Below are 24,933 nucleotides of genomic sequence, written 5' to 3'. Positions count from 1 at the left end.
TAGCGACGAATAAAGGTGGTATCACGGAAGAAGCTTTCGTCCTTTAAATCTGATTATTCAGGTTTACAGGACGAAAGCTTTTTTATTTTTTAATTTAAGGGAGGTTACTACATGAAAAGTACACAGCTTGCTCAAATTTCAACATCTCATGATTATACGGGAGCTACTAGTAATCCAATTTACTTAGCCACAGCATTTCAACACGAAGCGGTAGGTCATTCTACTGGATTTGATTACGCCAGAACTAAGAACCCAACGCGATCGCATTTTGAAGATGCATTTGCTCGTCTTGAAGGAGGTATCGCATCATTTGCGACTTCAAGTGGTATGGCGAGTATTCAGCTGATTCTTAATTTATTTAAACCACACGATGAAATACTCGTATCGTTTGATTTATATGGTGGATCGTATCGTTTATTTGATTTCTATGAACAGCAATATCAACTTAAATTTACTTACATTGACTTTAATGATCTCGAACGGGTTCGCGCATCAATTAATGAGCATACACGTGCGCTTTTCATAGAACCTATCTCTAATCCACAAATGCAGAGTGTAGCGCTTGAACCGATATATGAAATTGCACAAGAATTTAGATTACTTACGATTATCGATAATACTTTTTTAACTCCGTATTTATCAACACCACTTGAAGACGGTGCAGATATTGTACTTCACTCCGCAACGAAATATATATCGGGACATAACGATGTACTGGCAGGTGTAGTAACAGTAAAAGACGAAACGCTCGCAGTGCAGCTCGGTCAATTTCACAACATGATTGGGGCTACACTTTCCCCGTTTGATAGTTATTTGTTAGTAAGAGGACTAAAGACACTGCATCTCAGAATGGATCGGTCAATTGATAATGCTAAGCGGTTATCCCAAGTGCTGAATGAGAATGAGGCGATAGATGATGTGTTGTATGCAGGTACAACTGGAATGTTAAGTGTAAGGCTTAATAAAGCTTATAATACACGGGAATTTCTAAAGCATTTAGAAGTTTGTATATTCGCTGAGAGTCTTGGTGGAACCGAAACATTTATTACATTCCCATATACACAGACGCATATCGATATGCCGGATGAAGAGAAAGAGAAGCGAGGTATCAATGAGCAGCTTATCCGCATTTCAGTCGGTATTGAAGACTTTGAAGATATAAATGCAGATATACTACAAGCACTTACGAAATCTAAAGCAGTAGAGGTGATTGTATGACGAACAAAGTAACGCAATTATTAAAGCATCATCAATTAGAAGGCTACGCATCAAGCAATATTCCACTTTATTATGCTTCTACATATAAACAAGAACAATTAGGTGGCGAAACAACATTTGATTATGCGAGAAGCGGTAATCCAAATAGAAAATATCTTGAAGAGCAGTTAGCTGATTTAGAGGGCGGACAATATGGATTTGCTTTTAGTTCAGGTATTGCAGCAGTAACGGCAGTGTTTCTAACATTGAAAGCTGGAGACCATGTTATTATGCCTGACGATGTTTATGGTGGCACCTTCAGATTAACAGAACAAATACTTTCAAAGTTTGGCCTGACATTTACAGTTGTTGATCAATCTGATTTAGCACAAATTAAACAAGCGCTCCAGGCGAATACGCGACTTATCTATGTAGAAACACCATCAAACCCATTGTTTAAAGTAGCAGATATTCAAGCGATTTGTAACATTGCGAAGCAACATCGATGTTTGATTGCAGTCGATAATACCTTTATGACGCCACTTGGACAATCACCATTAGAGCATGGAGCAGATTTCGTAATTCATTCTGCAACAAAATTTTTAAGTGGGCATAGTGATGTCATTGCTGGTGCTGTAATTACGAATGATGCACATTGTGCAGATCAATTGTATTTAATACAAAACGGGACAGGCTCAGGATTAGGTGTTTACGATGCATGGACGCTAACGAATCATTTAAAGACATTACCAGTAAGATTTCAACAAAGTGTTGAGTATGCCGAAGCGATTTATCAATTTCTATCCACTCACCCTGCTGTACAAGAAGTCTATTACCCAGGGAATAATCCAGTTCACGTGAAACAAGCGACGTGCGGTGGTGCAGTTATTGGATTCAGAATAAGAGATGAAACGAAAGCACAACAATTTGTTGACCATTTAAAATTACCGTTAGTATCAGTAAGTTTAGGTGGTGTAGAAACAATTTTATCGCATCCAGCAACGATGAGCCACGCAGCAGTACCTGAATTTGTGAGAAGAAAACGCGGTATTACCGATGGATTATTTAGATTATCAGTTGGTCTTGAGCATCCAGAAGACCTTATCAATGATTTAGATTTTGCATTAAGGAGGGGTGTATATGACGATACTCAAGGCGATGAACGAACGTATATTAGTGGCTGATGGTGCGATGGGAACAATCCTTTATTCAGAAGGTTTGAACACATGTCCGGAACATTACAATTTGACGCATCCTGAAAAAATTGCTCAAATACATCACTCCTATATCCAGGCAGGTGCGGATCTTATTCAGACGAATACGTATGGCGCAAATTTTGAGAAATTAAAATTATATGGATTAGAGCATCGTGTGAAAGATATTCATAAATCCGCAGTACATATTGCAAAGTCAGTTGCGACGCCGGACACATTTATTGCCGGAACGATAGGTGGGTTTAGGAGTACGCGCAAAGAGTCATTCTCGCTTGAAACGATTGCTTATCACACAGAACTTCAAATCGAAACGCTGGCCAGTTCGGGTGTAGATGCATTACTATTCGAAACATATTATGACCTAGAAGAACTATTGCACGTCATTAAAATAGGGAAAACGTATCAACTCCCAATCATTGCGCAGTTAACGGCCAGTACGACAAAGTATTTGAAAGACGGACAAGCAATTCCGGAAGCCATTCAACAACTCATAGATATAGGAGCTGATGTCGTCGGTTTGAATTGTCACCATGGTCCGCACCATATGATCCAGACATTTAAACATTTGGATATACCAAAGCATGCATATTTAAGTTGTTACCCTAATGCGAGTTTATTGGATATTGAAGATGAAGTGATTAAGTATAGTGACAATGCTGTATATTTCAGTAATGCTGCACAATCGTTAGTAGCTGAAGGCGTGAGATTAATTGGAGGATGTTGTGGTACGACGCCTGAACATATTAAGAAGATTAGTGAAGCAGTATCGCATTTAGCACCTGTGACCAATAAAGATGTTATCCCTATTGAACGCCATCATAACTTTAGACCTGGAGAGCGTAAGAAGCATATCGGGGATCTTGTTAAAGAGCGTCCAACTGTAGTCGTTGAACTGGATACACCGAAACACCTTGATACGACTGCTTTCTTTAAAGGGGTTAAGGCGCTTGAAGAAGCAGGTGTAGATGCTGTTACTTTAGCTGATAATTCACTCGCAAATGTCAGAATATCGAATATTGCAGCCGCGAGTATTATAAAGCAACGATATAATATCCGCCCTTTAGTACACGTAACTTGCCGGGACCATAATTTAATAGGACTTCAGTCACATTTACTCGGGCTATCATTACTCGGTATCGACGATATTTTGGCAGTAACCGGTGACCCGTCCAAGATAGGAGATTTCCCGGGAGCAACAAGTGTGTTTGATGTGAATTCCTGCGGCTTATCCGAGATTATTCAGCAATTTAATCAAGGTATAAATGCTGACGGTGCGACGTTGAAACGGAAGACATCATTCTCTGTAGCTGGTGCCTTTAATCCACATACAAAGCATTTACAACGCGCAGTTGAACGTCTCACTAAGAAAATAGAAGCAGGTATGTCGTATTTTATTACACAACCTGTGTTTGATCGCACGCAAATAAAAGAAATATATGAAGCAACGAAGCATTTAGATGTTCCGATTATTATCGGTGTTATGCCGATTACAAGTTATAATAACGCACTATTTCTGCACAATGAAGTACCTGGTATAAAGATACCAGAATATATACTCAAACAGTTTGAAGCGGTTCAAGAAGATAGAGCACAGACAAAAGCGGTATCTATAAAAATATCAAAACAATTGATTGATGAAGTATACAGCTATTTCAATGGATTGTATCTTGTGACACCATTTATGAAATATGAAATGACAGAAGAACTAGCAAAATACGCAAAAGAAATTACAAATAACCAATATACTGAGGAGGTCATCTAATGACAATTAAAACAGCAAATTTAGGATTCCCGAGATTAGGAAAAGACAGAGTATGGAAGAAGACGATTGAGCAATATTGGAGTAATGAAATTGATAATCATACGCTTAACACACAATTAAATGTAATTCATAAAGATAATTTACAAGTACAGGCAAGCTATGATTTAGATTCAGTACCCGTTGGAGACTTCTCGCTGTATGATCATATATTAGATACGGCATTATTATTTAATATTATTCCTGAACGATTTAGTGGAAGACCAATTGACGATGATCTCCTATTTGATATAGCACGAGGCAATAAAGAGAACGTAGCGAGTGCACTTCTAAAATGGTTTAATACAAACTATCATTATATTGTACCGGAATGGGATACGGCAACACCGCAATTAAATGCAGATCAATTGCTTCAAAAAGTGAAGTTAGCAAAGTCGTTAAACATACAATCCCATGCAGTCGTTGTCGGCCCCGTAACGTTTGTAGCACTATCAAAAGGTGGTTCGCAGTCGGAAGAAGAGAAGGTACAATCATTGTTACCATTGTATACGGAACTATTTAATGTTCTTAATGAACAGGGCGTAACTTACATTCAGGTTGATGAACCGATTCTTGCGACAGATAAAGCAGAAGCATATTATGATATTACAAAAACAGCTTATACACACTTCAATACGCATGTACCAGAAGCGAAGCTAGTTATTCAGACTTATTTTGAACGTGTGAATTTATCATTTGTGAGAGACTTGCCAGTATTCGGATTAGGATTGGATTTCGTACATGATCACGGATTTAATCTTAAGCAAATCGAAGAAGAACAATGGCCGTCAGATAAAGTATTATATGCAGGTATTATCGATGGTAGAAATGTGTGGTCAGCAGATATTGAATCACGAAAGAACTTAGTTGAAAAACTTCAGAACTACGTTAAAGATATCGTGTTACAACCTTCTGCATCGCTATTACACGTGCCGTTCTCACTTGAGCAGGAAACGATTGATGAGACGATTAGGGAAGGGTTGAGCTTCGCGACTGAGAAATTAAATGAACTCAACGCTTTGAAGAAGCTATTCAATGATAACGATGATACGTTATATAATGCGTTAAAAGAAAAGTACAACCGTTTCTCTAATCAACCGTTTAAACAAAAAACATTTGATTTTGACAGTGTGCCAACGCAAAGAAATACACCTTTTGCTGAGCGTAAATTGAAGCAACAAAATAGATTACATCTTCCGGAACTTCCAACAACAACAATCGGTTCGTTCCCTCAAACGAAAGAAGTGAGGAAGAACAGAGCAGATTATCGAAAAGGACGTAAAGATAGGGCAGCGTATGAAGCATTTATAGAAGCGGAAATTAAGCGCTGGATTGAAATTCAGGAACGTATTGGGTTAGACGTATTTGTACACGGTGAATTTGAGCGTAATGATATGGTAGAGTTCTTCGGTGAACAACTTGAAGGATTCTTAGTAACACAGTATGGATGGGTACAGTCATACGGATCACGTGCGGTAAAACCTCCGATTATTTACGGAGATGTATATTGGACAAAGCCACTGACAGTAAAAGAAACAGTATATGCACAAAGCTTAACTGACAAACCGGTTAAAGGCATGTTAACAGGCCCGGTTACGATATTAAACTGGTCATTTGAACGCGTTGATATTCCAAAAACTGAAGTTCAGAATCAAATTGCACTGGCTATTAGAGCAGAGGTTGAAGCACTTGAAACTGCCGGAATAAAGATTATTCAAGTGGATGAACCGGCACTAAGAGAAGGATTACCGTTACATCAGTCATATCATGAACAGTATTTAAAAGATGCCGTTCATTCGTTTAAACTTGCAACATCATCAGTCAAAGATGAAACACAAATTCATACACATATGTGTTATTCTCAATTCGGAAAGATTATCCATGCCATTAAAGCGCTTGATGCAGATGTCATTTCAATTGAAACATCCCGAAGTCATGGTGACTTGATTAAAGACTTTGAATCGATTACGTATGATTTAGGTATTGGACTTGGTGTATATGATATTCATAGCCCGCGTATCCCGACAGAAGAAGAAATCACTACGGCGATTAATAGAGCGCTTAATGAAATTGACCGTTCATTATTCTGGGTAAATCCAGACTGTGGTTTAAAAACGCGTAAGGAAGAAGAAGTAGTTGCCGCCCTTACGACGTTAGTATCGGCCGTACAAAAACTGAGAGATGTGAAAGAAATAGCGGTATAATGACAAAAATGAAATACAATTATAAGGGGTAAGATGAACCATCTTGCCCTTTTATTTCGTAAAAATATATAAAGTTTTGTAAATTGATTGAAATAAAATTAAGTTGTGTAACTTTGTAATATTTAGGGTATATATCAGAGTATATAAATAGATGAATGGAGCGATTTCGATGCAAACTCCTGAGCAATTAGTGTACGACGTATACGTAAAATTATACAAAGCAATGATAGATGAAGATGTTGAAATAATCGATGAATTAATGATGGATGGTAGTGTATTAGTGCATATGACAGGTGTGAAACAGCCTAAAAGAGAATGGTTGAAGGCGATAGAAGATCAATCGATGAAGTATTATTCTACGAAAGAAGAAAATGTCGAAATACGCGTTAAAGATAAGAAGGCAACGTTAATTGCGCAAAATAAAGTGGATGCAAGAATTTATGGTTCACGTAATACGTGGCCTTTAGAACTTACGATGACGATGGTGAAATTTGAAAAGGATTGGAAAATATCTCACGTAGAAGCATCGACGTATTAAATTTTTATAATTTTTTTAGTAAATATTGTTGACAGTATCAATTGTTTATTATAAGATTGATATTGTCTTATTTGGAGGAATACCCAAGTCCGGCTGAAGGGATCGGTCTTGAAAACCGACAGGGGCTTAACGGCTCGCGGGGGTTCGAATCCCTCTTCCTCCGCCATTATTTTGACTATTAATTGAATGTTATATATAGAAGAGAGCTAACAATTTGTTAGCTCTCTTTTCTTTTATAATGCTGTAAGTATTGTAGTAGTAATAATACAGTTGTTGTAATGCCTACTGATATGATAGCCATTGCCATTCCTTCTGAGGAAGAGCCTTGCTCAAACTGGCGATAGATAAATGTTGCGGATGTATCCGTATTTGGTGGTCTAAGCATTAATGAACCTACAAGTTCACGCATTGAGATACAGAATATTAATATCCATCCTGAAACGATTCCTGGCCATAATAAAGGGAATGTAATTGTTCTAAATAAGTAATAACCTTTAGCTCCAGAAATCATTGCTGCATCAATAAGGCTTTGACTGACATTGGAATACACATTTTTAATATTTTGTACTGCATAAGGAATGTATAGGATGATATATGTCAGTACTAGAATAAAGATAGTATTGTACAGCTTTAACGGTTGGTTCGGATGATTCCAGAATAATATAATACCTACGACTACGATAATCCCTGGTACAGTATTCGGTAGTAAACTAGCGAAATCTATAAATTTACCTAGTTTGTCGCCTTTAATACTGAACAACACAAACCATAAACCGATAATACTAGCAATCGTGGCAGCTAGTGATGCTATCCAGAAACTATTAAATAATGCTATCGCACCATCACCGGAAAGTACATTGACGAAGTGTTCCAGTGTAAAGTTTGCAGGTGTTAATCCTTTTGAGAGTTGCTTGATAAAAGCATTAATAACAACACTCGTAAACGGCATAATTATACTAATGAAAAGGATAAAGCCAACAATTAATCCATATAAGATATCTTTTTTACTTCTTGATGCAACCTTGATGTTATTACCTTTTCCTTTACTTTGAATGACACGCGTTTGAGATTCAAACCATTGCTGAATTGCCCAGACAGTCATACTTGTAGTAAGAAGCATTAAAGCTAAAGTACTTGCTCTATTAAAGTCAATCGGCCAAATACTAACTGAACGATGTATCTCGCTTGTGAGTACGAAGAAACCGATACGATTTCCCATTGTTACTGGGGTCCCAAATTCTCCGATCGTCTTTACAAAGACAAGTAATGCCCCGAGACTATAACCCGTTTGGAAAAGCGGAAGTATAATCTTTCTGAATCGATATAACCATGAGCCGCCATAGATGAGTGCAGCATCTTCTTGACTCCCTTGAATATTGAGGAGTGCATTTTTAATAATGGTATATAGAAATGGTGCTAAGTGACAACTCATGATAAGAACCATTCCAAAGAAACTAAAGAAATAGGGTGTTAAGTGTTTCGCTTGAGGTATAATTTGCTCTACTAAACCGTTGCGTTGCATCGTTAACATCCATCCCATAGCCCCGATATACGGTGGTGTCATAAACGGAATCATGATGACTAAATCAAGCCATCTGAAACGATTTAAAGCTGTTTTTGTCATAATAAATGCTAACGGTAAAGCAAGAATTGTTGCTCCAATTACGACTGAAATACCCAATATAATAGAATTGAAAAGTATTTTTAAATTACCACTTTGAAATAACTGTCCAATATTTTCAGAAAGTGAATATATTTCATTCGGCATCACACCTTTAATAAGAATCATCGAAAGTGGCCAAATAATAAGCAGAATCAGTGCGAGAATCGCACTGATTTGATTAATCTTATAAATCGACTTTTTTTGCATTATCTCATCATATCCATATATTTTTTAAGAACTGTTTCAGATTCTTTAGATAAGTTTTTCCAGTCGTATTTTAATTCTTTAATATCTTCACGTTTAACGCCTTCTTTATTCTTCGCAAATGATCTATCAGCTGGCATTAAGAAGAATGAATCGACTTGTTTTTGTCCGTCGGCACCTGTTACATATTCCATGTAAGCTTTTGCATTTTCTACGTTTTTAGCTGACTTTAAGATGAATGCTGGACGAGGAGAAATCGCTGTACCTGATTCAGGGAATGCGATATCAACAGGTTCGCCTTTTTTCTTCGCAGCGTATACCATATAGTCTACTCCACCAAATACAGCCGCATTTTGGCCTTTAATTACTGTTTCTAAAGCAGGTTTGTTAGCCCCTGCCATTTTAATACCATTGTCTTTTAATTGTTTGTATAAATCCCAAGCTTTATCCTCATTGTTTTTCACGTTGATAGATAATAAATCGATAGCAGTTCCTGATTGTGATGGGTCTGGAATCGCAATTTTATCTTTAAATTCAGGTTTTGTTAAGTCTGACCAATCTTTTGGTGCATTTTTTACTTGTTCAGTATTGTATGAAATTCCTAGAGCCGAACCACTAAACCCATAGTAATAACCTTCAGCGTCTACCCAGTCTTTGTATAATTTATCGTGATTTTTCACTTTGTAAGGCATAATTAACCCTTTTTCTTTATAATCCATTGCTGCAGGAAGTGATGCAACTTGTACGATATCAGCTTTTGGATTGTTTTTCTCAGCTTCTAAACGACCTAATATTTCACCAGTTGTACCTGAGAAGACTTCTACTTTAACGCCTTGTTTCTTTTCGAAATCTTTCACCATTGCTTCTACCATGTTATCTGGACCGGCAGCATAAAGCACTAATTTATCTGTTTTGTTAGATTTAGTATCTCCATTACTTTGAGAATTTGAATCTTTTGTACTTTCAGTTGAAGAATCTTTTGATGTTTCCTTTGTGCTTGATGAGTTTTGACACCCTGTTAATACTAAAATAAATACAAATACTGAAATAAATAATAAACTTAACTTTTTCATGTTCATTACTGTTCCTCCTGTTTGAATAAGAAATGATTTAAGATTTGTATATTTAAATTTACTGTAGAGCCGATACTTAATTTGTTCGAATCATAAAGCATAATAGGTGTTTCATCCAGTAAAGCAACGTATTCGTAGCGTTCGCCAGTGTAACTTACAGATTGAATTTGTGCTGGATATCCACTGTTATCAATCTTTACCGATTCAGGACGTATGATGTACGTGTATGGTCCGGGTGTAGTATTAAAGTGAATCGGGAACTTTAACCCCGTCACTGTAGTAAAGAATTTATCAACTACAGTTCCTTGTATGTCAGAGCCCTTGCCGATAAATTTAGCAATATACGGTGTCGCGGGTTTTGTGTAAAGATCTTCCGGTGTACCTTGTTGTAGAATCTTACCTTTATCTAACACGATAATTTGATCACTCATCGTCATTGCTTCGTATTGGTCATGTGTTACGAAGATAGCTGTCATTTCGTACTTCTTAGTGATGGATTGAATTAAGTGGCGCATATCTTCACGTAACGTTGCATCAAGTGCCGATAATGGCTCGTCCATTAATATCACTTTATTATTTGAAATGATTGCGCGCGCTAAAGAGACACGCTGTTGTTGTCCACCTGATAGTTCATGGATTTTTCGATCTTTCAAATGTTCGAGTTGTACGGCAGACAAAGCCTCGATTACTCTTTCGTTTAACTGATCCGTATCTTTTTTCGCACGTAGAGGATAGGCAACATTGTCATAAACATTCATATGTGGCCATAAAGCGAAGTCCTGAAAGACCATACCTAAGTTTCTCTTGTCAGGAGAAATGTTAACTTTTTGTTCTGATGAATAAAAAATTGTATCATTATGTCTTATTTCGCCTTTATCAGGTGTAATAAGACCTGCTATAAGTCTTAATAACGTTGTTTTTCCACAACCAGACGGTCCTAATAAAGAGATGAAGCTAGATGATTCTAAGTCTAGTGAAATATCATCGATGACCGAGTTGTTATTAAATGCTTTTGATAAATGATTAATTACTAAAGTCACATACCTATCTCCTTTCCAAATACAACTATAGCTATAAATTGTTAATATAATGTAAATTAGTATTGAATAATAAATCAACATTTTTTATGTATAATAGATGTGTACATAGATTTTATCTATATAAAGGAGAATAGAATTGAATATTAAGCAGCTGAAGTTATTTAAGTTGTTCGTGGAAACAAAAAATGTGAATACTGTGGCTGAAATGATGCAAATTTCGCAGCCAACAGTTTCATTTCACCTTAAAAATTTACAAGACTCATATGACACAGAGCTATTTAGAAAAAAAGGAAACAACTTCACGTTAACCTCAAGTGGAGAAATGTTATATTTAAATGCAACACAAATTATTTCTCTTATGGACGAAACAGAAAGATTACTTGAGGAGTTTGGAGAATCTGCTAGAGGAAGTTTAACTATTGGTGCTAGTAATACGCCGTTAAATCATTTCTTACCCAACATATTTAAAGCATATATGAAAGCATATCCAAAAATTAAGTTGTCAGTTGTAGTTGATACAGCACCTAAAATCGTTGAAAAGATTAAAGAAAGGGAAATAGACTTAGCGATTATCTCTGAAGTTGGAATATTGAATTCAGATTTTGTTGTGAAGCGATTATTTGAAAATCCGTTAGTATATGTGATGGATAAACATCATCCTCTAGCCCAGCTTGATAAAATTACACATAAAAGTATTCAACAATATGACTTTATCATTCATAAAAGTGGATCGACGAGACAAAGTATTGATCGATGGCAAGCAAAACATTTGTTAGATATTAAAGTAGCGATGGAGATAAATTCGATTTCAAGTATACTGCAAATGGTTGAAGGATCAGAATTTGTAGGTATCATTAGTAAAGCAGCAATCGCACATAATCATGATATTGTGTATCGTGTATTAGAAGATGAACAAGAAGAGCGATATATTTCGTTAATATATAAGAAAGATAGGTTAGTTACGAAGATAATGCAGGATTTTATTTCGATATTATATAAGCATAAAGAATACTAGAACGAGACAATCTCGATCTAGTATTTTAATAATTACCAAAAATTATTTTTGTTTGTAGCTATTCATAAGTCATTAAAATATAACTAGAATTGTTATTTAAAAAAAACAATTTTTTAAATATCTGTGCATGCAAATCCTTTTGATACTTGTATATAGATATCGTACAACACCTTTCCTTTGTTGGGTGTAAAAAAACAATATTTAAATAAAAAAAATAATGTGTGAAACCCTTTTCAGAAAACCTTTACATACTTGTATAGACAGTGTACAATAAAGGCATATTATAGAGAAGGAGTTGACCAGCATGGCAGTCAACAGACAAGAAGTTAAAAGTATTATCGATGCAATTGGCGGTAAAGAAAACGTATCAGCAGCAACACACTGTGTTACCCGTTTACGTTTAGCTTTAAAAGATGATTCAAAAGTAGATAAAGCAGCTTTAGATAAAATTAATTTAGTAAAAGGATCATTCGCAGCGAACAACCAGTTCCAAATCGTTATTGGACCAGGTACTGTTGACGAAGCTTACAAAGTATTCGTTGATGAAACTGGTATTGGTGAGGCTTCAAAAGACGATGTGAAAGCAGCGGCAGCAGAGAAAATGAGTCCATTACAACGTGCGATTAAGACGTTAGGTGATGTATTTATTCCGTTATTACCTGCAATCGTAACAGCCGGTTTATTATTAGGTCTTTCTAACTTATTACTTGATCCAGGCGTATTTTATGAAAAGAAGTCTGTTGTAGACATGTTTCCTCAATTTAAAGGGATTGCAGAGATTATTAAATTAATTGCTGTAACGCCATTCCACTTTTTACCGGCGCTAATCGGTTGGAGTGCGATGCGTGTATTTGGCGGTAGTCCGATTTTAGGTTTGGTCTTAGGTTTAGTACTTGTTAACCCGGCACTTGCGTCACAATATGGTTTGGCGGATAGAGCTACAGGTAAACTAGTTGAAATTCCGACTTGGGATATCTTTGGATTAAAAGTGCAACAATTAAACTATGCTGCACAAGTATTACCAATCTTAATCGCGACTTGGTGTTTAGCACAAGTTGAACGTTTCTTAAATAAACGTGTACATGATTCAATCAAGATGTTGGTTGTAGGTCCTATTGCATTATTATTAGTAGGTTTCTTATCATTCATCATCATTGGTCCAGTGGCATTCTGGTTAGGTAACCAAATTACTGGATTTGTTCAAATGATATTTGAACATGCTGGCTGGTTAGGTGGGCTAATTTATGGATTAGTTTATGCTCCACTTGTTATTACAGGTCTTCACCATATGTTCTTAGCAGTTGACTTCCAATTAATGAGTTCAAAATTAAATGGTACATACTTATGGCCTATCTTAGCAATTTCAAATATTTCACAAGGTTCAGCAGCATTTGCAGCTTGGTTCTTATATAAACGCAAAAAAATGGTTAAAGAAGAAGGATTAGCATTAACTTCTGGTATTTCTGGTTGGTTAGGGGTTACTGAACCAGCAATGTTCGGGGTAAATATTCCGCTTAAATATCCATTTATCGCTGCAGTAATTACAACTGGAATTGTTGGTGCAATCTTCGGTTCTCAACAATTATTAGGTAAAGTTGGTGTTGGAGGCGTTCCAGGTATTATGAGTATTAATTCTGGATTTAAGATTACGTTTGCCATCGGTATGATCATCGCTATCATTCTACCAATCGTGTTAACATTAATCTTCTCTAACTTTGCTAAGAAGAAAATGGGTGAAGATGTGGTAGAACCAATCGTTTCAGATAAAAACTTATAAAATTTCATAGTTAATTAATTCATCAACGAACAACTTGTAAGTACAAGTTGTTCGTTGTAAAATTATATTAAACTAAAAATAGTTAGGAGTTTTAAAAAATGGCAGTCACTGATTGGAGAAAGTCAGTTGTTTATCAAATTTATCCAAAGTCGTTCAATGACACAACAGGCAATGGTCAAGGGGATATTAACGGTATTATTGAAAAGTTAGATTACTTAAAAACACTCGGTGTAGATTATTTATGGTTAACACCCGTTTATCGTTCTCCAATGAATGATAATGGTTATGACATTAGTGACTATTATGAAATTAATCCGGACTTTGGTACAAAAGAAGACTTCAAGCGCTTATTAGATGAAGCGCATGCACGTGGTATTAAGATTATGTCTGATATTGTTATTAATCACACGAGTACTGAGCATAACTGGTTTGTAGAATCTCGTAAATCAATGGACAATGAATACCGCGATTATTACATCTGGAAAGATGGCAAAGATGGACAACCTCCAACGAACTGGGAATCAAAGTTTGGTGGTAACGCGTGGCAGCTAGATCCCGCTACGAATCAATATTACTTACGCTTATTTGATGTCACACAAGCAGATTTAAACTGGGAAAATGAAAAGTTACGTCAAGAGATTTACGATATGATTAACTATTGGATTGATTTCGGTATGGATGGTTTCCGATTTGATGTCATTAACTTAATTTCTAAAGCAGAATATAAAGATTCAGATAAGATCGGTAAAGAGTTTTATACAGACGGTCCACGTGTTCATGAATTTTTAAATGAAATGAACCGCAATACTTTTGGGAAAAAAGATGGTTTCATGACAGTTGGAGAAATGAGTTCTACAACACTTGAACATTGTATTAACTATACGCGAGAAGATCGTCATGAATTAAGTAGTGTGTTCAACTTTCACCATTTAAAAGTAGATTATAAAGATGGTGAAAAATGGACAAAGATGCCTTATGATTTCATTGAATTAAAGCGTATATTATTTGAATGGCAGGTGGGTATTTCGAAAGGTGGCGGCTGGAACGCAATCTTCTGGTGTAACCATGATCAGCCACGTGTTGTTAGCCGATTCGGTGATGATTCAACTGAAGAAAATCGCGTAAAGAGTGCAAAGATGTTAGCAATAACATTACACTGTTTGCAAGGTACACCGTACATTTATCAAGGTGAAGAAATAGGTATGACAAACCTGTATTTAGATGATATTAGTCAATATCGTGATGTAGAATCAATTAACGCGTACAATATAATGGTGGACAATGGATTTACAAATGAACAAATATTAGATATATTACAAGATAAATCAAGAGATAATTCGAGAAGTCCTGTGCAATGGGATGATAGCACAAATGCTGGATTTACAACAGGTACACCTTGGATAGATGTTGCAAAGAATTACAAACAGATTAATGTACAACAAGCACTAGCAGATAAAAGCTCTGTATTTTACACATATCAAAAGTTAATAGAAATGAGACATAACTTAGATATTATTACTTACGGAGAGGTGAAACCTTTATTAGAAGATCATCCGCATATTTTTGCGTATGTAAGACTGCTTGAGGATGAGACGTTACTCGTCTTAGCGAACTTTACAAATGATGTTGTTGAAATACCGTCTTCAATCAATATTGAAGGCCGTGTATTAATCAACAATGGTGAAAGCCATTCAAATGTATTAGAACCATATCAAGCAATCGCTATTCTTCGATAAACTTTTCTGGTTTTTGATGCTAATGACTCATAGAATATAGAGGTGGCGTTATGAACAGTAATAAGTATCGAAAGATTTATCAGGAGTTAAGTGGTAAGATTATCAATGATGAGTATAAAAATGGTGAGCAGTTACCTTCAGAGAACTTACTCGTAAAAAAATATGGTGTATCACGTGAAACAGTGCGTAAAGCGCTAAGTTTACTACAGACAAATGGTTTTATTCAGAAATTAAAAGGAAAAGGCTCAATTGTTATTTACAATCAATCGATGAATTTTCCTGTTTCACAACTGATTAGCTTTGAAGAAATTAAACAGTCATTAAACATGGATTATCATACTGTTGTTGAGGCATTTGAAACTGTCTTAGCGAAAGATCATCCGAAAGTAAAAGTTGCTTTAAACTTAACGGATGATACGAAATTATTTAGAGTAGTCCGTTCAAGAAGAAAGAATGATTTAGTGAATATTGTAGATATTGATTATTTCATACAAGACATGATGCCAGCATTGTCTAAAGAAATTGCGGAGCATTCTATTTATGAATACATTGAAAATCGCTTAGGACTTAAAATTGCATATTCAAATAAAGCAATTACATTTGAGCCGATGACAGAATATGAAATTGACTTATTTGTAGAAGCAACCCCTCCTTATGCGGCAGTGGTGAGATCGGTTGTTTATTTAGCAAATGCGACACCGTTCCAATATAATGTCTCTAAACATAGAGCAAGTGAATTTAAGTTTGTTGATTTCTCAAGAAGAATGATAGATAAAGAGAAGTAAAGTTTATTGTTGCATTATATTGATAGTTTTAGTATTATAAATATTACCGTGCTAAGTGGGGAGTTAGCGGTTCCCTGTACTTGCAATCCGCTTAGGCAAGACCTAATTCCTTTGCCTCGGGTAACAAGTTGTGAGGTCTGACCCAGATACGTAGTGTTGAGAGATCGGTCCTAGCCAATATAAACCCATGAATCATGTCAGGTCCGGAAGGAAGCAGCATTAAGTGGTCATTTGTATGTGACTGGGGTAGCCGGTTTTGAGCTGTCGACTTGGGTAACGCTTGTGTTTGTTATTCAAAGCAAAGGTGCACGGCTTTAATTTTAAGTATATGATTGATTATATAAATGACACATCCTACATTTTGTGAGGGTGTGTTTTTTTTATCTTATTAATATGATGACATCCGGTTCAATGTTATAATGAAAGTACTAATTTGTTGGAGGGGACTCACTTGAGTTATCAAGCTTTATATCGTGTGTTTCGTTCACAATCTTTTGAGGAAGTTGTGGGGCAGAAGCATGTAACGACAACTTTAAAGAACGCAATTCAGAAAAATAAAATATCACATGCTTATTTGTTTAATGGTCCACGCGGTACAGGAAAAACAAGTATCGCCAAAATATTTGCTAAAGCAATTAACTGTACGGATAGTCATAATGGAGAGCCATGTAATCAGTGTCCGACGTGTATATCGATTACTAATGGGACAAACTCTGATGTTATAGAAATTGACGCTGCGAGTAACAATGGTGTTGATGAAATACGCAATATTCGTGATAAAGTGAAATATGCACCGGGTGAATCGACATATAAAGTATACATTATCGATGAGGTACATATGTTAACGACGGGCGCATTCAACGCGCTGCTTAAAACGTTAGAAGAACCACCAGCACATGCTATTTTCATTCTGGCGACAACAGAACCTCACAAAATTCCTGCTACGATTATTTCCCGTTGTCAGCGTTTTGACTTTAAAGCCATTGCTTTACCTGATATAAAGGATCACTTAGCATTTGTATGTAATAAAGAAGGTGTTTCATATGAAGATGCTGCATTAGAATTTATTGCGACAAGTGCAGAAGGTGGTATGCGTGATGCGTTAAGTATACTGGATCAGGCGATTGCATTTGGTGAAGAGAAATTAACTTTAAATCATGTGTTAAATGTGACGGGTAGTGTAGGTCGTGATGATTTAATGGCATTGATGGATAAAGTGATTGTGCATGACGTCAAAGGTGCATTTGAGCATTATCATCAATTATTAGCAGATGGCAAGGAAGTTACGCGTTTAGTGAACGACTTAATCTATTTCTTGCGAGACGTAATTGTTGAGTTTGCTACGAATCAAAAGGGTGAATCGGCAATTTATTCTTTAGCATTGCCAACCATTTATGAAATGATCGATAAGATTAATGATACGTTAGTTTCAATGCGCTTCTCTGTGAATTCAAATGTTCATTTTGAAGTGTTAATCGTTAAACTTTCTGAATTGGTGAAGCAAAGCGAATGTGGGACATTACCAGTCCCACATGCTGTAAGTCAGCCAACTGTAGATACAAGCCGAATTGAAGCAAGAATTAATGCATTAGAATCACGTATGAATCAAGGTATTCCACAATCACCAGCCCCATCACAAAAACCGAAAAGAGAAGCGAAAAAGAACAAAAATGCTTTCTCAATGAGGCAAATTGAGACGGTACTTGATAATGCGAATCGCGAAGATTTAAACTTCCTGAAACAGAACTGGCAAGAATTACTGGCACATGTTGAGTCTTTAGGTCAACGCTCTTTAGTGAGTCTGTTACATCATTCTGAACCTGTAGCAGCGAGTAATACACATGTCCTGATTAAGTTTGCTGAAGAAATTCATTGTGACATGGTGAATAACAATGATGAAAAAAGAGAACAGATTGAGTCGATAGTATACACAATTATAAAAAAACAAGTTAAAATGGTAGGAGTACCTGATTCTCAATGGTTGCAAGTCAGACATGCTTATATTGAGAATAGAAAGCAACCGAAACAGGAAGAAAAGCCTGTGGAAGTTGATATTGTATCAGAAGCGGCAAATTTATTTGGCGAAGATGCAATTAACATAATAGATTAAATTAATTAGGAGGAAACGAATATGCGCGGTGGCGGAAATATGCAACAAATGATGAAACAAATGCAAAAGATGCAAAAGAAAATGGCAGAAGAGCAAGAGAAGTTAAAAGAAGAAAGAATTGAAGGAACAGCAGGTGGCGGTATGGTTACTGTTGTTGTTTCAGGACATAAAGAAGTGTTAGACGTTATTATTAAAGAAGAAGTTGTAGATCCGGAAGATATCGAAATGTTACAAGACTTAGTATTAGCTGCAACAAACGATGCATTAACAAAAGCTGACGAAGTTACTGCCCAACGTTTAGGACAACATACTAAAGGATTAAACATCCCAGGAATGATGTAATATGCATTATCCTGCACCAATATCGAAACTTATTGATAGCTTTATGAAGCTGCCTGGCATCGGTCCTAAAACAGCAAGTCGTCTTGCATTTCATGTATTAGATATGAAAGAAGACGATGTAATGAATTTCGCGAAAGCGTTAGTCGATGTGAAACGTGAATTAACTTATTGTTCAGTGTGTGGTCATATTACGGATACTGATCCATGTTATGTTTGTAGTGATACGACGCGTGATCGCTCAATGATTTGTGTAGTGGAAGAGACGAAAGATGTTATTGCGATGGAGAAGATGCGTGAATATAAAGGAATGTATCATGTGTTACACGGTGCCATCTCGCCAATGGAAGGTGTTGGGCCGGAAGATATTAATATTCCTTCGTTACTGACGCGTTTGAAAGATGAAGAGGTAACAGAATTGATATTAGCCACGAATCCGAACATCGAAGGTGAATCGACAGCGATGTATATTTCAAGACTCGTGAAACCGATTGGGATAAAGACGACGCGTTTAGCGCATGGCTTGCCTGTTGGTGGAGATTTAGAATATGCTGACGAAGTTACACTTTCAAAAGCGATTTCAGGTAGGACTGAGATATAAAAAATAAGCATCCTCATTTTTGAGGGTGCTTATTTTTATAACAATATACTTACTATACTAATCGTTTACGAATCGCACTAGATAATGTATCAACAATAATTACCATAATGACAATACCAATTAATATCATACCAACACGATCCCATGTACGTCCTTGAAGTGCAAAGATAAGTGGTGTTCCTATACCACCAGCGCCGATTAATCCTAGTATTGAGGCGCTCCTTAAGTTAATTTCGAATCGGTATAACACAAAGGAAATAAATGCTGGTAATATTTGTGGGACGACAGCAAACATTAAAGTCTTTGTTTTATTAGCACCAGTAGCGATTAACGCTTCAGAAGGTCCCATATCTAAATTCTCCATATCTTCAGCAAATAACTTTCCTAGCATCCCAATAGAGTGGATACCTACAGCAAGTACTCCTGCAAATGCACCAGGTCCAACTGCTTTAATGAAAAGGAGGGCCATAATAATTTCAGGAAAGACGCGAATTAAACTTAAGAGAAATTTACTGATTTCAGATAAATATCGATTTGAAATATTTCTTGCAGATAGAAATGCAAAGGGAATACATAGCACTGCAGAAATAATAGTACCTAAAAACGCGATAGCAAATGTTTCAAGTAATCCACGTAATAAATCTTCTCCTTCAGGCATATAAATGTAGCCAGTATCAGGATGAATGATACCTTTCCAGATATTTGATATGATTTCATATGACTTCTCTTTAATTTCTATTTTAGGCATACCACTAAATGCCCAAATATATACGGCAATGAGTAAACATATAATGATTGTTGTACGTATAATAGTAGGAACAGATGATTTAGGTTTTAAATAGTCATAATTCTTGCTCATAATAATCGTTCCCTCACTTTCGTACTTACATAGTCAATTATCATAACGATGAATAATGTGAATATAATAATAGTTGTTACTTTTGGGTATTCGAAATAACCGAGCGTCTTGTCATAAAATAGTCCAATCCCACCAGCACCAACTAGACCGAGTACTGCAGCAGCACGGATATTAATTTCGAAAGTAAATAATACAAAAGATAAATATGGTGCAATAGCTTGAGGTAGAACGCCGAACGTAATCCATTTAGATTTATTTGCGCCGACTGCGGTCATTGCTTCTAGAGGTCCGTTATCAATGTTCTCTAATGACTCATAGAATAACTTTGCTACGATACCGAAAGATAAGACTGATAAGGCAAATATACCAGGTAACGCACCAATCCCAAATACTGCAACAAAGATAGAGGCCAGCAATAAATCTGGTATTGTTCGAATTACATTTAACACTAATCGAACGGGTACATTGATCCATTTTGATTTAAAGACGTTACTTGCAGATAATAATGCAACAGGAATCGCTAGTAGAGAACCAAATGTTGTTCCAAGTACGGCCATTCGAATTGTATCAAGCATCGGATCAATAATTTCTTTAAAATAGCTCCAGTCCGGTGGCAACATTTCTTTCACTAAATTCATCATTTCAGGAGCACCCACTGCTAAACCGGATAAACTGAACTTGGTTTTCCATGCACTCCAAATAATTAGAGCAACAATAAGTAAGAGTGTGAATGTTGCTTTAATGCGACCTGTCGATTTAATTTCGGGATTTTTCATTATTTAACCCCCAGCATCTCATCATCTTTAATTTCACGACCATATATTTCTGAGAATGCATTATCTGTTGCTTGTTCAACAGGACCATCAAATACAACTTTTCCAGCACGTAAACCTATTATTCTCGTTGCGTATTCTCGTGCTAAGTCTACGAAATGTAAGTTGACGATAACTGTAATACCTAATTCCTGGTTGATGCGCTTTAAGTCATCCATCACTTGTTTCGTTGTAAGTGGATCTAGTGATGCAACAGGTTCATCTGCTAATATAATTTTTGGTTCTTGCGCAAGTGCACGTGCTATAGAAACACGTTGTTGTTGCCCGCCGGATAATTCATCTGCTCTGCTATAAGCTTTTTCGACAATATTTACACGGTCTAAAGCTTCTAGAGCAATCTGTTTATCCTTTTTAGGAAATAGACCTAACACCATCTTCCATGTCGGGTGATACCCTACACGTCCACTTAGTACATTACGTATAACAGAAGAGCGTTTCACTAAGTTGAAGCTTTGAAAGATCATACCGATATTACGGCGCATCATTAACAGTTTGTTCCCTTTAGCTTGCGTAATAGATTCGCCATCAATTGAAATATCTCCTGAAGAAATTTCGTGTAATCTGTTGATTGAACGTAATAAGGTTGATTTACCTGCACCAGATAAACCGACGATGACGATAAACTCTCCTTTATTGATTTCTAAATTGACGTTATCCAAACCGACATGGCCATTTGGATAGACTTTATTAACATCTTTAAATATGATTTGTGCCATTTTAATGCTCCTTTATAGAAAAAGCTAAACTCAAAAATGAGTTTAGCTTAATTTAATTATTTTGATGGGAAAAGTTTTATTCTTTAACTTTTTTGTCGTAGTCACGGATGATATCAAACTTAGAATCGTCAGACTTAACATATCCTTCGTGTGAGTAAACTTCACGGATAATCTTTTGTCCTTCTTTATCTTTTCCGATTTTGATAAATGCATCTGTTAATTTCTTTTTCCATTCGTCAGACATATCAGAGCGCACTGAAATAGTGTCATTTGGGATTTTTTCTGTATATTTTACAATACGTGTGTCTTTAAATACGTTGGGTTGATCTTTTTTAACAATGTTACGTGCATCCTGGAATGTTACCGCTACATCAACGTCACCATTTAATAAAGAAATTACAGCTTGGTCATGACCTTTAACTGTTGTAACTTCCATGTCTTTTAATGGGTCGATTTTTTCATTTTTTAAATCTACTGCTGGGAAGACATATCCTGCAGTTGAAGTAACATCTTGCATCGCAATCTTTTTGCCCTTCATATCTTTTAAGCTCTTAATGTCAGAATCTTTTTTGACGATAAATTGAGATTTATAGAAATCTACTAATTCTTTAGTAGGGGTACCGTCGTCGTTTACACCGTAACGTTGTGCTTGTAATATTACATCAGCAGCTTTTTGATCATGTGCTAATACATAAGCAGTTGGAGGTAAGAAACCAACGTCAACTTTTTTAGATTTCATTGCTTCTACAATTGTGTTGTAGTTTGTAGATACAGAAACTTCTACTGGAATACCGATTTCTTTTTTAAGTAACTGTTCTAAAGGTTTTGCTTTTGCTTCTAAAGTTTCAGCGTTTTGAGATGGTACGAATTGTACAGTTAATTTTTCTGGTGTATAACTTTTGCTTGCTTCTTTAGAACCATCTTTTGCTTTTTCTCCACCACATGCACCTAATACAGTCGCAGCTAAGATTACAGGGACAGCAGTTTTCATTGTTTTCTTGAACATTTTATTAAACTCCTTTGAAAGTATGTTTTGTTTACATCAACAATAACTATATTATCAAAAAAATGGAGTATAAAAAGTAAAGTTTTTGTAAATAATGTAAAGAGTAAAATGAACAAAAATTCAATTAAAAGCGATGTTGGTTATCATTCTTTTACTATAGCTGCTTGAGTATGGACATATTTTCTGATTATATCGTACTCAGAATCTTTTGTTTCGGCATAACCATCGTGAGAGTATATTTCTTTTATGATTTTTTTAGATGAATCATCTTTAGATAAAGTGATGAAAGCTTTCTTTACTTTTTCTTTTAATTGACGATCCAATTGTGACTGTACAGAAATCGTATCATTGGGAATTTTCTCAGTTGTTGCGATAATACGAGTCTCCGATTTAATTCGAGGATAATCCTTTTCTAAATAATCACGAGCATCTTGGAATGTTGCTGCAACATCAACTTCTTTGTTAATCAATGCAGTAATTGCTTTATCATGTCCTTTAACCATAACGGACTTTACATCTTTATTAACATCGATGTTGTGATCTTTTAATAATCCGACTGGATATAAATAACCCGATGTTGAAGTTGATTCTTGTAAAGCAATACGTTTCCCGTTTATATCATCAATTGAATCTATACTGCTATTTTTATTTACTACGAATTGCCCGCGGTAATAATCTGTAACTTTTTTAGTGCCATTAATATCAGTTTCGTGTAGAGCTTTTAATACAACATCAGCTGCTTTCTTATCGTGAGCAAGTACGTATGCAGTAGGTGGTAAGAAGGCAACGTCAGCTTGTTTTGAACGCAACGCCTCAACGATAGTGTTATAGCTTGTTGCAATTGAAACTTCTACAGGCATGTCTAGTTCTTTAGATAGTAGTTTCCCTAAAGGTTTTGCTTTTGCTTCTAACGTCTCAGCATTTTGAGAAGGAACAAACTGAACTTTTAATGTTTTGGGCTTATAAGTGTCAGTTTTTACATTGTTGTTACAACCTCCTATAACTAATAATAGTAATGATGCAGTCAAAAGTTTTTTCAATAGTATTCTCCTTAAGATAAAAAGTATTTTTTTGTTTCAATTTAAATGTAATTGATAATAATAGACTCTACAACAAGAATTTTTCAAAATAGCCTGTTATAATAACTAATTATAATGAGGTGATAAAAATGACGACAGGTTTAGTTTTAGAAGGCGGCGGTATGCGTGGTATATATACGGCAGGCGTATTAGATTGTTTTTTGGATAATGACATTTTGTTTAACTATGTTATCGGCGTTTCGGCTGGGGGTAACATGGCGGCTTCTTACTTATCAAAACAAAAAGGACGAAATAAGAAAGTATCACTAGATTTCTTAGATGACAAACGCTATTTATCCCTATCAAACTACATAAAGAACAAAGAAATGTTCGGCATGGATTTCATATTTGATGAGATACCAAAAGTGCATGTTCCATTTAATATGGAAGACTTTCTTCTATATAAAGGTGAATATGTCATCGCATGCACAAACTGCGAAACTGGTGAAACGGAATATTTTAATAAAGCTTATTTAAGAAAAGACTTAATGACGATTCTTAGAGCATCGAGTTCTCTTCCATTAATGGCACCAATCGTTGAATATGATGGGAAGAAGCTATTAGATGGAGGAATAACAGATCCAATTCCATTAAGAAAAGCGCAACGTGATGGGATGATTAACAATGTTGTTGTGCTTACAAGACCTAAAGGTTATGTTAAACGCTCAAGTCGTCTCTCTAAATATTTTAAAGTAAAAGGTTATAAAAAAGTGGAAGAAGCAATGAAGAAGCGTCCGGGTGTATATAATGAAACACTTCATTATATAGATAATCAAGAGAAGAATGGACATGCCATTGTAATTCGCCCATCGAAGGATTTAAAAGTTGATCGTATGGAAAAGGATCGTCATAAGCTTTCTGCAATGTATGATTTAGGTTATCAGGATGCATTAGAGAAGCTTCCTCAAATAAAAGAATGGTTAAAAACACAAAAAAACTAAAAAAAAATTAAAAAAAGTGCTGAAAGTGTAATTTTTATGCTTGTTGAAGAGGCTAAAACCCTGTATAGTTATATCTTGTCCGGTAGAGATAACTCATACAGGGCAAGCACTTCGAAAGACAACAAAAAACTTTTTGAAAAAGTTGTTGACTTTCAAAATGCAAGAGAGTATAATTAAATCTTGTGAGACAGAAAGAACAAACACG

The 24,933-nt window shown here is 35.8% G+C and carries 20 protein-coding genes, 1 tRNA gene, 1 other RNA gene, 1 pseudogene and 1 other annotated feature (1 of these 24 only partly in view); of the genes and pseudogenes, 15 read left to right on the top strand and 8 right to left on the bottom strand.

All coding sequences use genetic code 11. The features are described 5' to 3' along the window. Nucleotides 1-47, top strand: a binding site (T-box leader); it begins 202 nt to the left of the window's first position. Between the two features lie 64 nt (nucleotides 48-111). The 6 genes from OCL94_RS09115 to OCL94_RS09090 all read left to right on the top strand — a co-directional run bounded on the left by OCL94_RS09115 (nucleotide 112) and on the right by OCL94_RS09090 (nucleotide 7,117). Continuing rightward, nucleotides 112-1,218, top strand: a complete 1,107-nt coding sequence (locus OCL94_RS09115) for a PLP-dependent transferase (RefSeq protein WP_262996614.1) — start codon at nucleotides 112-114, stop codon at nucleotides 1,216-1,218. Further along, nucleotides 1,215-2,381, top strand: a complete 1,167-nt coding sequence (locus OCL94_RS09110; RefSeq protein WP_262996613.1) for a trans-sulfuration enzyme family protein — start codon at nucleotides 1,215-1,217, stop codon at nucleotides 2,379-2,381. The genes OCL94_RS09115 and OCL94_RS09110 overlap by 4 nt, the downstream gene beginning before the upstream one ends. After that, the gene (locus OCL94_RS09105) at nucleotides 2,338-4,173 is read left to right on the top strand and encodes a bifunctional homocysteine S-methyltransferase/methylenetetrahydrofolate reductase (protein WP_262996612.1); all 1,836 of its coding nucleotides are present in this window, start codon (nucleotides 2,338-2,340) and stop codon (nucleotides 4,171-4,173) included. The genes OCL94_RS09110 and OCL94_RS09105 overlap by 44 nt, the downstream gene beginning before the upstream one ends. Then, a complete protein-coding gene (gene metE / locus OCL94_RS09100; RefSeq protein WP_262996611.1) occupies nucleotides 4,173-6,413 on the top strand; it encodes a 5-methyltetrahydropteroyltriglutamate--homocysteine S-methyltransferase in 2,241 nt (746 codons plus the stop codon). Before OCL94_RS09105 ends, metE begins: the two co-directional genes overlap by 1 nt. Before the next feature lie 169 nt (nucleotides 6,414-6,582). Continuing rightward, nucleotides 6,583-6,951: a nuclear transport factor 2 family protein gene (locus OCL94_RS09095; RefSeq protein WP_262996610.1), complete on the top strand. Its 369-nt coding sequence runs from the start codon at nucleotides 6,583-6,585 to the stop codon at nucleotides 6,949-6,951. A 73-nt stretch (nucleotides 6,952-7,024) separates the two neighbouring features. Further along, nucleotides 7,025-7,117 (top strand) — tRNA-Ser (locus OCL94_RS09090). Between the two features lie 51 nt (nucleotides 7,118-7,168). Here OCL94_RS09090 and OCL94_RS09085 read toward each other — a convergent pair. From OCL94_RS09085 to OCL94_RS09075, 3 genes are read right to left on the bottom strand one after another with little or no spacing between them, the layout of a single operon-like run. Then, a complete protein-coding gene (locus OCL94_RS09085; protein WP_262996609.1) occupies nucleotides 7,169-8,821 on the bottom strand; it encodes an ABC transporter permease in 1,653 nt (550 codons plus the stop codon). Then, nucleotides 8,821-9,891 carry an ABC transporter substrate-binding protein gene (locus OCL94_RS09080; protein WP_411268497.1) on the bottom strand — a complete coding sequence of 357 codons (1,071 nt, stop codon included), beginning with the start codon at nucleotides 9,889-9,891 and terminating at the stop codon, nucleotides 8,821-8,823. The genes OCL94_RS09085 and OCL94_RS09080 overlap by 1 nt, the downstream gene beginning before the upstream one ends. A 5-nt stretch (nucleotides 9,892-9,896) precedes the next feature. Then, nucleotides 9,897-10,931 (bottom strand): ABC transporter ATP-binding protein, encoded by a 1,035-nt coding sequence (locus OCL94_RS09075; protein WP_262996607.1) that lies wholly within the window; start codon nucleotides 10,929-10,931, stop codon nucleotides 9,897-9,899. 136 nt (nucleotides 10,932-11,067) lie between these two features. On the opposite strand from OCL94_RS09075, the gene OCL94_RS09070 reads away from it, so the two are divergent. The 8 genes from OCL94_RS09070 (at nucleotide 11,068) to recR (ending at nucleotide 19,294) form a co-directional block, all read left to right on the top strand. Further along, nucleotides 11,068-11,946, top strand: a complete 879-nt coding sequence (locus OCL94_RS09070) for a LysR family transcriptional regulator (RefSeq protein ID WP_262996606.1) — start codon at nucleotides 11,068-11,070, stop codon at nucleotides 11,944-11,946. 304 nt (nucleotides 11,947-12,250) lie between these two features. Continuing rightward, on the top strand, nucleotides 12,251-13,723 hold the full coding sequence (gene treP / locus OCL94_RS09065; protein WP_262996605.1) for a PTS system trehalose-specific EIIBC component: 1,473 nt from the start codon (nucleotides 12,251-12,253) through the stop codon (nucleotides 13,721-13,723). Between the two features lie 98 nt (nucleotides 13,724-13,821). Beyond that, a complete protein-coding gene (gene treC / locus OCL94_RS09060; RefSeq protein WP_262996604.1) occupies nucleotides 13,822-15,459 on the top strand; it encodes an alpha,alpha-phosphotrehalase in 1,638 nt (545 codons plus the stop codon). A 50-nt stretch (nucleotides 15,460-15,509) separates the two neighbouring features. Further along, entirely contained in the window at nucleotides 15,510-16,244 is a 735-nt protein-coding gene (gene treR / locus OCL94_RS09055) for a trehalose operon repressor (RefSeq protein ID WP_262996603.1), read from the top strand. Between the two features lie 46 nt (nucleotides 16,245-16,290). Continuing rightward, nucleotides 16,291-16,556: signal recognition particle sRNA large type (ffs, locus tag OCL94_RS09050), an RNA gene on the top strand. A gap of 139 nt (nucleotides 16,557-16,695) precedes the next feature. Then, a complete protein-coding gene (gene dnaX, locus OCL94_RS09045; RefSeq protein WP_262996602.1) occupies nucleotides 16,696-18,354 on the top strand; it encodes a DNA polymerase III subunit gamma/tau in 1,659 nt (552 codons plus the stop codon). A 21-nt stretch (nucleotides 18,355-18,375) separates the two neighbouring features. Then, entirely contained in the window at nucleotides 18,376-18,696 is a 321-nt protein-coding gene (locus tag OCL94_RS09040; RefSeq protein ID WP_262996601.1) for a YbaB/EbfC family nucleoid-associated protein, read from the top strand. Between the two features lies 1 nt (nucleotide 18,697). Further along, nucleotides 18,698-19,294: a recombination mediator RecR gene (recR, locus tag OCL94_RS09035; RefSeq protein WP_096077803.1), complete on the top strand. Its 597-nt coding sequence runs from the start codon at nucleotides 18,698-18,700 to the stop codon at nucleotides 19,292-19,294. A 52-nt stretch (nucleotides 19,295-19,346) separates the two neighbouring features. Here the strand turns inward: recR and phnE (OCL94_RS09030) are convergent. From phnE (OCL94_RS09030) to OCL94_RS09010, 5 genes and pseudogenes are all read right to left on the bottom strand, one after another. Next, nucleotides 19,347-20,096, bottom strand: a pseudogene (gene phnE / locus OCL94_RS09030) (phosphonate ABC transporter, permease protein PhnE); the annotation flags it as partial. Between the two features lie 53 nt (nucleotides 20,097-20,149). Then, a complete protein-coding gene (phnE, locus tag OCL94_RS09025) occupies nucleotides 20,150-20,929 on the bottom strand; it encodes a phosphonate ABC transporter, permease protein PhnE (RefSeq protein WP_262996599.1) in 780 nt (259 codons plus the stop codon). Then, nucleotides 20,929-21,702, bottom strand: coding sequence for a phosphonate ABC transporter ATP-binding protein (phnC, locus tag OCL94_RS09020; RefSeq protein WP_262996598.1), 774 nt, complete (start codon nucleotides 21,700-21,702; stop codon nucleotides 20,929-20,931). Before phnC ends, phnE (OCL94_RS09025) begins: the two co-directional genes overlap by 1 nt. A 76-nt stretch (nucleotides 21,703-21,778) precedes the next feature. Continuing rightward, nucleotides 21,779-22,708, bottom strand: a complete 930-nt coding sequence (locus OCL94_RS09015; protein WP_262996597.1) for a phosphate/phosphite/phosphonate ABC transporter substrate-binding protein — start codon at nucleotides 22,706-22,708, stop codon at nucleotides 21,779-21,781. 143 nt (nucleotides 22,709-22,851) lie between these two features. Further along, nucleotides 22,852-23,754 carry a phosphate/phosphite/phosphonate ABC transporter substrate-binding protein gene (locus tag OCL94_RS09010; RefSeq protein WP_411268496.1) on the bottom strand — a complete coding sequence of 301 codons (903 nt, stop codon included), beginning with the start codon at nucleotides 23,752-23,754 and terminating at the stop codon, nucleotides 22,852-22,854. A gap of 122 nt (nucleotides 23,755-23,876) precedes the next feature. On the opposite strand from OCL94_RS09010, the gene OCL94_RS09005 reads away from it, so the two are divergent. Continuing rightward, entirely contained in the window at nucleotides 23,877-24,728 is an 852-nt protein-coding gene (locus OCL94_RS09005) for a patatin-like phospholipase family protein (RefSeq protein WP_262996595.1), read from the top strand. Nucleotides 24,729-24,933: the final 205 nt, after the last annotated feature.

The organism is Macrococcus capreoli (genome assembly GCF_025628935.1).
Taxonomy (GTDB): Bacteria; Bacillota; Bacilli; order Staphylococcales; family Staphylococcaceae; genus Macrococcoides; species Macrococcoides capreoli.
Note: the sequence above shows the minus strand (reverse complement) of the source record. Positions and strands in the feature narration are given on the sequence as shown.